Origin of the sequence: Acidovorax sp. SUPP2825 (assembly GCF_030158995.1) — a bacterium.
GTDB lineage: Bacteria > Pseudomonadota > Gammaproteobacteria > Burkholderiales > Burkholderiaceae_C > Paracidovorax.
Map to the genome: position 1 here is coordinate 29,984 of NZ_BQXK01000021.1, position 12,151 is coordinate 42,134.

The 12,151-nt window shown below is 63.3% G+C and carries 13 protein-coding genes and 1 tRNA gene; 9 read left to right on the plus strand and 5 right to left on the minus strand.

Annotated elements, in window-relative coordinates; genetic code table 11:
- Nucleotides 1-2: 2 nt before the first annotated feature.
- From ureE to AVAK2825_RS20825, 4 genes are all read left to right on the plus strand, one after another.
- The gene (gene ureE / locus AVAK2825_RS20810; RefSeq protein ID WP_284402366.1) at nt 3-680 is read left to right on the plus strand and encodes an urease accessory protein UreE; all 678 of its coding nucleotides are present in this window, start codon (nt 3-5) and stop codon (nt 678-680) included.
- Between the two features lie 11 nt (nt 681-691).
- Nucleotides 692-1,432: an urease accessory protein UreF gene (locus AVAK2825_RS20815; protein ID WP_284402367.1), complete on the plus strand. Its 741-nt coding sequence runs from the start codon at nt 692-694 to the stop codon at nt 1,430-1,432.
- Nucleotides 1,429-2,094: an urease accessory protein UreG gene (gene ureG, locus AVAK2825_RS20820; RefSeq protein ID WP_284402368.1), complete on the plus strand. Its 666-nt coding sequence runs from the start codon at nt 1,429-1,431 to the stop codon at nt 2,092-2,094. Before AVAK2825_RS20815 ends, ureG begins: the two co-directional genes overlap by 4 nt.
- Before the next feature lie 48 nt (nt 2,095-2,142).
- Nucleotides 2,143-2,230 (plus strand) — tRNA-Ser (locus AVAK2825_RS20825).
- A 218-nt stretch (nt 2,231-2,448) separates the two neighbouring features.
- On the opposite strand, the gene AVAK2825_RS20830 is transcribed toward AVAK2825_RS20825, so the two are convergent.
- The 5 genes from AVAK2825_RS20830 to AVAK2825_RS20850 form a co-directional block, all read right to left on the minus strand.
- A complete protein-coding gene (locus AVAK2825_RS20830; RefSeq protein ID WP_284402369.1) occupies nt 2,449-3,357 on the minus strand; it encodes a glutaminase in 909 nt (302 codons plus the stop codon).
- 117 nt (nt 3,358-3,474) lie between these two features.
- The gene (locus tag AVAK2825_RS20835) at nt 3,475-3,657 is read right to left on the minus strand and encodes a chemotaxis protein (protein WP_349817085.1); all 183 of its coding nucleotides are present in this window, start codon (nt 3,655-3,657) and stop codon (nt 3,475-3,477) included.
- A gap of 69 nt (nt 3,658-3,726) precedes the next feature.
- Nucleotides 3,727-4,593, minus strand: coding sequence for a formyl transferase (locus AVAK2825_RS20840; protein WP_284402428.1), 867 nt, complete (start codon nt 4,591-4,593; stop codon nt 3,727-3,729).
- Nucleotides 4,594-4,614: 21 nt separating this feature from the next.
- Nucleotides 4,615-6,339: a cyclic peptide export ABC transporter gene (locus tag AVAK2825_RS20845; protein ID WP_284402370.1), complete on the minus strand. Its 1,725-nt coding sequence runs from the start codon at nt 6,337-6,339 to the stop codon at nt 4,615-4,617.
- Between the two features lie 126 nt (nt 6,340-6,465).
- On the minus strand, nt 6,466-6,756 hold the full coding sequence (locus AVAK2825_RS20850) for a hypothetical protein (RefSeq protein ID WP_284402371.1): 291 nt from the start codon (nt 6,754-6,756) through the stop codon (nt 6,466-6,468).
- Between AVAK2825_RS20850 and AVAK2825_RS20855 the strand changes: the two genes are divergently transcribed.
- The 5 genes from AVAK2825_RS20855 (at nt 6,755) to AVAK2825_RS20875 (ending at nt 12,071) form a co-directional block, all read left to right on the plus strand.
- Nucleotides 6,755-7,696, plus strand: a complete 942-nt coding sequence (locus AVAK2825_RS20855; RefSeq protein ID WP_284402372.1) for an alpha/beta hydrolase — start codon at nt 6,755-6,757, stop codon at nt 7,694-7,696. The two genes, AVAK2825_RS20850 and AVAK2825_RS20855, sit on opposite strands and share 2 nt — an antisense overlap.
- Nucleotides 7,697-7,857: 161 nt before the next feature.
- Nucleotides 7,858-8,907 (plus strand): GNAT family N-acetyltransferase, encoded by a 1,050-nt coding sequence (locus AVAK2825_RS20860; RefSeq protein WP_284402373.1) that lies wholly within the window; start codon nt 7,858-7,860, stop codon nt 8,905-8,907.
- An 11-nt stretch (nt 8,908-8,918) separates the two neighbouring features.
- Nucleotides 8,919-10,217 carry a lysine N(6)-hydroxylase/L-ornithine N(5)-oxygenase family protein gene (locus AVAK2825_RS20865; RefSeq protein WP_284402374.1) on the plus strand — a complete coding sequence of 433 codons (1,299 nt, stop codon included), beginning with the start codon at nt 8,919-8,921 and terminating at the stop codon, nt 10,215-10,217.
- Nucleotides 10,218-10,425: 208 nt separating this feature from the next.
- Nucleotides 10,426-11,025: an RNA polymerase sigma factor gene (locus AVAK2825_RS20870; RefSeq protein ID WP_284402375.1), complete on the plus strand. Its 600-nt coding sequence runs from the start codon at nt 10,426-10,428 to the stop codon at nt 11,023-11,025.
- Nucleotides 11,026-11,036: 11 nt separating this feature from the next.
- Nucleotides 11,037-12,071 (plus strand): FecR family protein, encoded by a 1,035-nt coding sequence (locus AVAK2825_RS20875; RefSeq protein ID WP_284402376.1) that lies wholly within the window; start codon nt 11,037-11,039, stop codon nt 12,069-12,071.
- The last annotated feature ends 80 nt before the right edge of the window (nt 12,072-12,151 follow it).

Below are 12,151 nucleotides of genomic sequence, written 5' to 3' on the forward strand. Positions count from 1 at the left end.
GCATGCTTCAAGTCTCCAAACTCATCGCCCAGGGCAAGGGCCTCGCGCCCGTGCTCGTCAAGCGCGCCGCCACCCTCGAACTCGACTGGGACACGCGCCAGAAAAGCCGCTTCGCCGCCACCGACTCCACCGGGCGGGAACTGGGCATCTTCCTGCCCCGAGGCACTGCCGTGCGCGGCGGCGACGTGCTGGTGGCCGAGGACGGCGCCCTGGTCCGCGTGATCGCCGCGCCCCAGGCGGTGCTGCGCATCACCCATTGCGCCCAACACGGCACCCCCTTCGATCTGACCCGCGCCGCCTACCACCTGGGCAACCGGCACGTGCCCATCGAACTCACGCCCACCCACCTGCAGATCGAGCCCGACCACGTGCTGGCCGACATGCTGCGCGCCATGCACCTGATCGTGAACGCCATCGATGCCCCCTTCGAGCCCGAGGGTGGCGCCTATGCGGCGGGCGGACACCATGGGCACGGGCACCACGGCCATGACCACGGTCACGCCCATGGCCACGACCACGACCGCGCAGCCCCTTCGCACGACGCCGCCGGCCCCGCGCACGGCGATGGGCATGACCACGGGCACCGCCATGCAAGCCATGGCCACGATCACGGCGATGCGCACGCCCATGGCCACGACCATGACCATGCGAAGTGCGATCACCCGCACCACCACCCTTGATTGACGCCGGGATGACGTCCCCCGACTGCAACGCCCCACCACCCCAAGCCCCCACGGCCCTGCCCGCCGCCAGCCTGCTGCAGCTCATCTGGCTGGCCTCGCCGGCGTTGCCGGTGGGCGGGTTCTCGTACTCCGAAGGGCTGGAAGTGGCGGTGGAGCGCGCCGGCGTCACCACCGAAGCCGCCGCCGCCGAATGGCTGGCCGCGCAACTGCAGCTCACCCAGGCGCGCGGCGACATGGCCGTGCTGCAGCAGGCGCTGGCCGCCTGGCGCGCCGCCGACCACGCCCGCGTGCGCCAATTGAACGACTGGGTGCTGCAAACGCGCGAGACCAGCGAAATGCGCCTGCAGACCGAGCAGATGGGCCGCTCGCTGGCCGACTGGCTGCGCAACCAGCACGCGGGCGACGCCGCCCGGCTGCACGACGTGGCCGCGCTCGCCGCCTTGCCGCCCACCCCCACCTACCCTGTCGCCTTCGCCCTGGCCGCCGCCGGCACCGAAGCCGGCGCGCGCGACGTGCTGCTGGCCTACACCTTCGGCTGGGCCGAGAACATGGTGCAGGCCGCGCTCAAGGCCGTGCCCCTGGGCCAGAGCGCCGGCCAGCGCATCCTGGCCCGGCTGGCCGCCGCCATTCCGGCCGCCACCGACGCCGCGCTGCACACCGGCGACGCGGACCGCCAGGCCTTCTCGCCCATGCTCGCCATCCTGTCGGCGCAGCATGAAACCCAATACTCCCGCCTCTTCCGATCATGAACACCACCACCAGCACCACCGCACTGCATCACATCCCCCACCGCACCAAGCCCCTGCCCCCGCTGCGCGTGGGCATCGGCGGCCCGGTCGGCTCGGGCAAGACCACCCTGCTGGAAATGCTGTGCAAGGCCATGCGCGACAAGCACGACCTCATCGCCATCACCAACGACATCTACACCAAGGAAGACCAGCGCCTGCTGACGGTGAGCGGCGCCCTGCCCGCGGAACGCATCCTGGGCGTGGAAACCGGTGGCTGCCCCCACACCGCCATCCGCGAAGACGCCTCCATCAACCTGGAGGCCATCGACCGCATGCTGGCGCAGTTTCCGAACGCCGACGTGGTCTTCATCGAAAGCGGCGGCGACAACCTCGCGGCCACGTTCAGCCCCGAGCTGAGCGACCTCACGCTCTACGTGATCGACGTGGCCGCGGGCGAGAAGATCCCCCGCAAGGGCGGCCCCGGCATCACCAAGAGCGACCTGTTCGTCATCAACAAGACCGACCTGGCCCCGCACGTGGGCGCCAACCTGGACGTGATGGCCGCCGACACCACGCGCATGCGCGGCACCAAGCCGTTCGTGATGACCAATCTGAAAACCCTGCAGGGTCTGGACGAGGTGGTGGCCTTCATCGAAAAGAAGGGCCTGCTGCAGGCGGCCTGATGCGCGGGGGCGGGGTGTGGAGGCCGGCTAGAATACGCGCCAGTTTGCGGAGACTTGGGTGAGCGGTTTAAACCAGCAGTCTTGAAAACTGCCGACGGGCAACCGTCCGTGAGTTCGAATCTCACAGTCTCCGCCACAACGAAAAAGCAGCACCCCATGCATTGGGACTTGAAGCATGACTTACGCTCAGCGCGCGGGTGCAAACTTCGAGGTCAACGGCCTGGTGAGGGACCTCTCATCTTCGTAGGGTGATCGGATCAAACATGGTCTGGCACGGCCGGTGCGATGCAGCTCGCCATCCATGGCGCAGGGATGAACCAGGCGAAGATTCAACCCGTTGGCTTGCGGTTCTCGTCATGAAAAAACCGTTCTGTCCAGTTCGGCAGCAACAAGCTCGATGGCTTTCAACCCCGCGACAGAGTTTCCCTTCTCGTCCAATGGCGGCGACCAGGAGCACACCGCGCCAAATCGGGGGATCACGGCGAGGACGCCACCACCGACTCCGCTCTTGATCGGCAACCCTATGCTGAATGCGGTTTCACCGGAGGCTTCGTAGGTCCCGCTGCTCATCATGAGCGCGCACACCTGCTGGGCCTGGCGGGCCTCCAGCACCTTGCGCATGCGCAGGTCAGCACCGCCATTGGCAAGAAACAGCGCGGCCACCGCCAGGTCCTTGCAGCTGGCTGCGATCGCGCACTGGGCGCAATACGCCTTCACAACGTCCTCGACCGGGTTGCGGAAATTGCCAAAACTCTTCATCAGGTGCGCGGCCGCCAGGTTTCTGCGCGCGCACGCGAACTCGCCCTTTGCCACATCGAGGTCGTACTGCAACGCCGCATTGCCCGAAAGATCGCGCAGGAGCGACAGCACGGCCAGTTCCATCTGGGTGTTGCGGCTGCTGAGCATGTCGGACACCGCCAGCGCCCCGGGATTGAGAAACGGGTTGCGCGGCTTGCCTTCCTCCAGTTCCAGTTCGATGAGCGAATTGAACTGGTTCGAGCTGGGCAGTCTCCCCACACGCGCCCAGAGTTCATCGTCCTTCAGACGCATCGCCAGGGTGAGCGCAAATACCTTGGAAATGCTCTGGATCGAAAACGGCTGGTCAGAGTCGCCGGCCGCGTAGATGTCGCCCTCCAGCGTGGCAATAGCGATGCCGAACTGCGAAGGTTCTACGTCGGCCAAACCGGGGATGTAGCTGGCCACGCGGCCCGTGCGGGCCAATGGACGCACCGCGCTGGCGATGCGCTCGAGAAGATTCTGCATTCGGACAATTTGAAAAGTGCGGCGCGCCTGCCGGTGCAAAGCCCCCATACCGGCAGGCATTGCGCAGACCGACAAGCGCGCGGTGGCGGGCCCCGCAGGTCCGGACTGTCCCGCCGCTCAAGGCGCCAGGGTAAGGCGGTTCAGCGCAGGGGGTGGATACGAGGGCGCCAGGGCCACGGGAAGAACGCCAGGCTCGAGTTTGAACACCGTCACCGTGCGCGACAGCGCCTGGGCCTGTCCTCTCAGGCCCGCTGCGGTCGCCGAGGATTCTTCGACCAGGGCGGCGTTTTGCTGGGTCATGTGGTCCAACTGGGTGATCGCCCGGTTGATTTCGCCAATCCCGCTCGATTGTTCATGCGCCGCGTGATGTCAGGCGTTCTCAATCTCTGAATGCCTTGCATGGCCTTTGCGATGCTGCCCAGCCAATACTTCCAGCCCCTGCTGAAGCGCAGGAAACAAGCTGTTCGTGAAATTGTTCCAGCGAAGCTCAAGGATGGTGTCGGCTGGGTCAATATCAGTCTTCAGAACGTCGGCAATGACCTCGCCTGAATCAATGCCGTTGTCCACGTAGTGACACGAAGCACCAGTCATCAGAAGTGGAGGCACTGCCCGCGTTTCCATCGAGGTCCAATCCACGACTTCAAGACCACGAGCACCGTACAACGCATCGAGCGTCGCACATGCACCACGGCGCTCATACGGAGATTCCAGCCGGGTGATGCCCGGGTGGATATTGACGATCTTGCGATGGAACGGTGCACCAGGACGCACCAGCCGATCGAGAATGACCAGCAGACCATCGAGCAACACCAGTTCAGCCCCCAGGTCAATCAGCTTGTCCTGCAGGTTTTTCTCGAACGCCTGTTTGCCAGTCCCGCGTTCCGGGGCATGCAGTGGCTCCCGTCGATAAGAAGAAGGGATCGCGTGCAGGAGATCGTTCACTATGCGCCCCTGGATCGATAGCTCTGGGGGATAGAACCAGCGCCTGTCAGGCCGATACGCAAAGCCATAGTCCCGAAGTTTCTCTCGGTCGCGTGGCGATTCCTCGTCATCGTCGTAAATCACGGCTTCCAGGCTGTATGCATCTCCCAGTGCGGTCCTTTCGAGCGCCTCCCCCAGATACTCCAGTGGTGACTTCATATACCTGAGGCCGCCTTTGTAGGGGACATGCTGCCCAGCCTGATCGGCGGCGGCGTTTCTCAGGGACCAGATATAGACAAGCTTGGTCTTGGGCATGTTCATGCGATCAGAAGCAACTTAGACGGTAATGAGGGCGTCATCGCCCACATGCTCATCGGTCTCACTGGCCCCTTCTGTCCCCTTGATCTTCTGGATTTTTTCTTCCTTGACCTGCCCCGCTCGCATGCACACGAGTCGATCGGCCAGATGAAAGTAGCGGTCGTCGTGCGAAATCACCACCAGCAAATGCCCCTTGGCGCGCAACTCCGGCAACAGTTCGGTATAGAACAGATGGCGGAAGGTAGGGTCCTGATCAGCGGCCCATTCATCGAACACCAGCACCGGCCGGCCCTCCAGGTAAGCATGCACCAGCGCCAGCCGCTTGCGCTGTCCAGTGGACAAGTCGATCGTGCTGAAAGAACCGTCCTTGACGCTGAGCTTGTGAGCAATCTCCAGCCGCTCCAGATACGGCAGCGCGGCCTGCGGCAGCGCCTCCACCTGAGCTCCATCCCCACCTGCCACCAGATCCTCGAACAGGTAGAAATCGGAAAACACCGTGGTGAACAGTTGCCGATAGTCGTCGCGCGTCTGCGGCGTGACCGCCTTCCCATCGAGCAATATCTCGCCAGCCTGCGGTGCGTACAGCCCGAGCAGCAGCTTGATCAATGTCGTCTTGCCAGAGCCGTTATCCCCGACAACGAATACCAGTTCGCCTTTGCGCAGTTGCAGATCGATCGGACCCAACTCAAAGGGCTCGCCTCCCTCGGCTGCGTCAAAGGCGTAGCGCACGCCGCGCAGTTCGATCCCCGCCTTCAAATCGACTTCACTGGGATCTCGGTCCAGGTGCAAATGCGGCTCCGGACTCGCGAAGCGCGCCGACAGGTCTGCAATGCGTTGAAACGCCACCTTGGCCCGCCCTATGCCCGGAAGGGAGCCTGCGATCTGGTCCATCGGCCCTTTGAGAAAGAGCAGCACCAGCACGAACCCGCTGAGCACCGCGGGCTCCATGGTGCGGAAGGCCGCCCAGCCAAGGATCAAGGCGATCAACAGGAAGAACAGTGCCGAGCCGAAAGCGGTCGCCAACACATAGGTATTGATAGCGCGCCGATTGATGTCCCTGATCGCATCGACAGTACGCTCGATCTGTTCGCCGAAGATTCGGCGACGCCGAGCGCGGTGCATGCGCAGTTCTTTCGCACCCTCGCTGATTCCCCGGTAGGCCTTATGCAGTTGTTCCTCATGATCACGCGCCTTCCAGAAGCCGGCGACCCCGCGCGATTGCGCCATGACTTGAATGGTGATGCCAAAAACCAGGGCAATCACCAGCATGCCAAACAGCGGCAAGGACAGCACGGCCAAATAAATCAGGCAGCCCAGTGCGATGGCCATGGAGATCACGGTAGAGGCCAGCGCGAAGGCGACGTCGCTGATCATGTCCACGTCCTGCGTGAGGACAGGCATGAGGCGGTGGGTGCGATAGCGCTCCAGCGCATCGATCGGTGCGGCCAGGATCTTCTGTGCCAAGCTCTTGCGCACTTGAGCCACCAAGCGCTGCCCTACCAGGTTGGTGGAGATATCAGAGGCGGCACGGCCCGCCAGCGCAGTGGCGCACAAGGCAATGAATGTCAGCAACAGCCCGCCCGCCATCCCTCCTGGGCGATTGAGGACCTGGTTGATGGTTGCCAGCAATGCAACCGTCGCAGCACCCGCGAGAATGCCCGCGATCGCCGACAAGGCGATCCATGGCAGGAATGGCTTGAGCAGGCGGGTAATCTCCGCTGTCCGGCTGGTTGAGTTTTCCATACGGTTTTCCTTGGCGCCTCACGGACGCATCGATTGGCGACTCCAGCCTCCGACGGACCGGTTCTCGACTGTGCACAGGTAACCACTGACGGCTGGCTGGCCAAGCGCTAGGCAGCGCACAGCGACCTATCTTTGCAAGACGTTCGAGATCGAAGAATGTTCAGCCGCCCCCGCAGGAACGGCGGCACGCCGTTGCGGACGCACGATCTGCCGCTCATGGAACGGCAAGGCCAGGCAGGCGTTGTACGGCACAGGAGTTGCGGTCGCACCACCACTCATAACGGCCCCTTTTTGGCCATCTGCAAGCTGCCCCCTCCGCACCGAGAACTCCTTGAACCTTGAACAAATCCAGGCCTGATGCGTCATCAGGGCTGAAAGCAATGCCCTCGGCTTTGCCTGCTTGACCAAGGACACCATGCCCCTGCATCCCGATCTCGAAGCATTCCTCGAACTGGCCAATGCGCCATCCTCCGGACGGCCAAAAATGCACCAGATGACGGCGGAACAAGCGCGCGCAGCCTATGACCGCTCCACGCTCGCACTGGATCAACCCGGCAATGAACTGCCGATCGAGATGCTCGAGCTGCAGACCCGAGACGGCTCGAAGCTTCCTGCCAGGCTGTACCGCGGATGCGCGGCCGACTCCCCAGCGCCAACACTGTTGTTCTTCCATGGCGGTGGCTATGTGCTGGGCGGCCTCGATTCCCACGACAGCCTTTGCCGCGATCTAGCGCATGGCACCCCGTGCAACGTGATAGCGGTCGATTACCGACTGGCTCCAGAGCACCGCTTTCCCAGGGCCTTTTTTGATGCCCAGGACGCCCTGGCATGGTTGAGAGTTCATGGCCCCGAACATGGACTCGACGCCCGGAAGCTGACCATCGGAGGCGACAGCGTGGGCGGCACGCTGGCGACCGCACTGTGCATTGCCGAGCGGAATGCACAGCGCCCACAGCCCATACTCCAAATGCTGCTCTACCCCTGTACGGCCGCCCGGCAAGACAGCGCTTCCCATGAACGCCTGGCGTCCGGCTACCTGCTGGAACGCGAAACCTTGGACTGGATGTTCGGCCAATACCTGCGCAGCGATACGGACAGACGGGACTGGCGCTTCGCGCCGCTTGAGGCCGAAGACCTGGACCGGTTGGCACCAGTGCACCTGGTCCTTGCCGAATACGACCCGCTGATGGATGAAGGCAAGCTCTATGCCGAGCGACTAGAGGCCGCGGGCGTCGGTGTGAGCCTTCATATCTATAACGGCATGGTCCACGATTTCGCGCGTCTGGGGTGCATCACTGAAGAGGCCGACACGCTGCGGCATGACCTGTGCCAGGCGCTCGCACAGGCCTTTCGGTAACCATCCAGTCCGCCGCATGGAGCAGCCGGCGGCATGAACGTTTCGCAGCCTTGCGCGTCTCGTCCTTTATGAGGCAGCAGTTTCACCCCGATCGGAGTACTCCACCTGAAAGAGTCCATGTGCATCCAGTCGAAGCTCCATCCATTCCATCCCTAGCTCCAATGCGCCAGACCAGCCAACGGCACATCGCCTATGCCGATGGAAAAACGGCCATCGTGCAATGCGAGGACGATAAGCTGCGCCTGGATTTCAAGGATGGGCACGCACCAAGCCTCTGGAAACTGAACCCGACAACCCACCCCCCGTGCCTGCAATGGATGGGGTCATGCTCTGCCGCTCCAAACGCCACCGAGTCGCTGGCAGCTCTGGAGGCGGCCTTCCAACTCCATCCCGAGGCCATCGAATTCAGGCTGTCCATGCCACAGTTGGCACCGGGTCTGCGTGATGGCATCGTGGATTTGAGCCCCAGCCGCCCTCCCCGGGTCGCCAGGTCGGTGCTGTGGCAGCAGCAACGGCTATGGCTGCCGCAACCTCGGCCACCGTATGCACTGCATTACACGATGACCGGAGAGCGGCGACATCCGGTGCGGCCAGCCCATCCCCAGAACACGGTATACCGGCGCTTCATTCCCTGGCTGGGCCGAACCTTGAGCCTGCGCACCGTGGATCCCGATGCCGACCTTCCCACCTTCCACCGCTGGATGAACGATCCCACGGTAGCCCATTTCTGGGAGGAAAGCGGCGACCTCGGCCATCACCGCGCATATCTGCAGCGCATTGCCGGTGACCCGCATGCGGTAGGCCTCATCGGCTGCTTCGACGGCCAGCCCTTCGGCTACTTCGAGGCCTACTGGGCCAAGGAAGACCGCATCGCGCCGTTCTATGACGCCGGCGACCACGACCGCGGCTGGCATGCACTGGTGGGCGAGGCCGAGTTTCGCGGTCAGCCTTATCTCACGGCTTGGCTGCCGTCGCTTTCGCACTACCTGTTCCTCGACGACTGCCGCACGCAGCGCATCGTCGTCGAGCCACGCTCCGACAACTTGAAGATGCGAAAGAACCTGCCGCGCTGCGGCTATGCGCTGCTCAAGGAATTCGACTTTCCGCACAAACGTGCCGTGCTGGGAGTCCTGCTCAGGGAACGCTTTTTCGCAGACGCCTTATGGATACCGCAGTCTGACGCAGCCGCGCCGGACGCATCGACCCAATGAAAGGACTTTCCATGCAAATCCACCCGCTGATCGGCATCGGCTTCGGCCCCTCCAACATTGCACTGGCCATCGCCCTCAAGGAGCGCGAATCCGCCACGCATGCCATGCATCCTCTCTTCATCGAAAAGCAGCCGCGCTTTGCCTGGCACAGGGACATGCTGCTGGAGCAGGCCCACATGCAGGTCTCCTTTCTCAAGGATCTGGCCACGTTGCGCAATCCCACCAGCCGCTTCACCTTCATCAACTACCTTCATGAGAAGGGCCGGTTGCAGGACTTCATCAACCTCAAGACCTTCTTCCCCAGCCGCCACGAGTTCAACGATTACCTGGGCTGGGCTGCCTCCAAGTTCGAGGACCGCTGCGTCTACGGCCAGGAAGTCATCGAAGTGCTGCCCGAAAAGCGCGACGGCAGGGTCGAACTGCTGCGCGTACGCTCACGCGATGCGGCCGGCAATGTGCACGAGCGACTGGGCCAGAACCTGGTCATGAGCATTGGTGGCACGCCCAGCATTCCCGAGCAGTTCAAGCCCCTGCGCGGGAACCCTCGCGTCTTTCACTCCAGCGCCTACCTGCGCAGCATTGCCGAGCATCCCAAACCACTGCGCATCGCTGTCGTTGGCGCCGGACAGAGCGCCGCCGAGATCTTCATGGATCTGCATGGCCGCTACGCCACCGCCGAGATCGACCTCGTCATGCGGGCCCGCTCCATCCGTCCGTCGGACGACAGCCCCTTCGTCAACGAAATCTTCAATGCCGACTTCGTGGACCATGTCTACAGCCGCCCCCATGACGAACGCGGCGCCTTGCTGCGCGAGTTCTGGCACACCAACTATGCCTGCCCCGATCTGGAACTGATCGAGAACATCTTCAAAGTGTTCTACGAACAGAAGGTCACGGGCGATACGCGCCACCGCTTCCTGCGCCGCAATGAGGTGCAGGATGTACGAGCCGCCAGCGATGGCATCCATCTCGGGCTGCGGGACCTCAACAGCGGCATCCACCATGCGTCACGCTATGACGTGGTGGTGCTGGCCACCGGTTATGCGCGTGATCACCACAAGACGTTGCTGGACCCGCTGGCACCGTACCTGGGAGATTTTTCCGTCAGCCGTGACTACCAGCTCAAGACCACGCCGGACTTTCGCCCAGCCATCTTCCTGCAGGGCGCCTGCGAAGGCTCCCACGGGCTCAGTGACACCCTTTTGTCGGTCACCTCGGTGCGCACCGGAGAGATCGGTGAAGCCCTGCTGGCTGCACAAGCAGAACGACCGGATGTTGCGCGCAAAGAACAGCTGGCGCTGCAGGACTGAAAGATCACATGGGGCATGATGGACGCACGAATCTCCCATGCCATAATTTGAATGCAAACCATTTGCATTTGAATCGCCTGCGCCGCTGAATTCCATATCCGTTGCTGCATGCCTCCGGCTCGCCCGGAGCTGCAGAATCCGATAGGCCCTTCTCTGCACGGACCCAGGGGTTCCAACCCATCGTCCTTGCAGAAAGGCAGGTATCCGGATGCGTGACCTGATCCAGGAACTCGTGGTTCACTATGGCGATCTGCGCCGCCAGCTCACGCGCGATCTCAGGGATCCGCACTATGCAGCCGACATTGCGCAATCGAGCTTCGAGCGGGTCTATGTCCACGCCATGGGCCTGCGCAGTGGCAGACAGGCCAAAGCGCCGCCGAATGCGGGCATCGAATCGCCGCGGGCCCTGCTCTTTCGCGTGGCCCGCAATCTGTGTATCGACGATGCGCGAAAGCGCAAGACCGCTCAGGAATGGACGCGCCAGCAAATGGTGCTGCAGCACAGTGCACCGTCGAGCGAGTACCTTGCCGCCCAAAGTCAGATCCTGAACCGCGTTGTCGGAGTGCTGGAAGACCTGCCGCCGCGCCGGCGAGAAGTTTTCATTCTGTTCCGCGCCCACGGCTACACGCGCGCTGAAATCGCCGAGCAACTCAACATCACGGAAATGGCTGTCGCCAAGCACATGGTGCGTGCCACGCTCGATTGCTCGCGTGTGCTCGCCCAGCTGCGTTTGGAACTGTTGGAGGATCAAAGCATGGCCAGTGCCATGGATTTCGACAACAGTACACTGAGCGACGATGCCTCCTGACCCCCTTTCCCATGGCGAATGCACCTAGTGAGCGCATGGTCGAGCATGCGCTGACGCTGATCGTTCAAAGCGAAATTGCGCCTGTCCCGATCGCCGACCAGGCCCGCCTGATCCTTGGCGAATGGCGCGAGAAATCGGCCCGGCACGACGCCGCCGCGCACGAGGCGCATCTGCGCTGGACGATGCTGGGCGGCATGTCCAACGGGCTGCGTGAGCAATTCCAGGAGTCAGCGATGCTGGCTGGCAACGCCGACCGCTCTGCGGGCTTGCGGCAGCGCCGCAAGCTGCTGCGATCCATTGCAGGACTGCTGTGCACTGGTGTACTGGCAGGCCGCGGAACCTATTGGTACTGGCAGCAGCCCGTGCACACGGCGTCCTACACCACTCGCAGCTCCCAGCTTCTCAAGGTCACACTGGCCGACGGCGAGGTTTCTCGCGAAGCCAGCCGCGTCGAGCTCTCGCCCCGAAGCGCCATCGCCGTCACCCTGTACCGCCAGCGCCGCAGCGTGTCCATGTCGGAGGGCGAGGTGCGTTTCGACGTGGCCCCCGATCCCGGACGGCCCTTTGAGGTCGTGACACGTGAGGCCCGCATCGAGGTCATAGGCACGGTGTTCCACGTGCGCGACCGCGGCGGCCAAGTCACCGTGGGCGTCGAGCATGGCCACGTGAGGGTGCGGGTGATGGGCAAGGATGCACAGGATTCGGCTGCCGCAACCGCACCGGTGCTCGACATGCTGCCCGGGCAGATCCTGGACATCCGCAATGGCCAGCCCGGGGCTGTCCGCCAGGCCGATGCCACGACGTTGTCGGCGTGGCGAGAGGGCTGGCTGGTCTTCGAAGACACCCCGTTGGCCGAAGCCCTGGCCACGGTCAACGCCTATCGCATACAACCCATCGAGGCGGCCGACGCTCGTGTGGCGGCGCTGCGCCTCACCGGGCGTTTTCGTGCCAAGGATTCCGCCGGCCTGCTGGCCGTGCTGCCCTCGATCCTGCCGCTGAAGGTGCGGATGCAGGCCGATGGCAAGGTGCAGTTACAAGCGCTCTGAACGGCTTCTCCGAGACCATCCTGCAGTTTCCAAAAAAAATGGGGGCAGCCTGTCTCCATTTTCCAGGCCCATACGTCTTC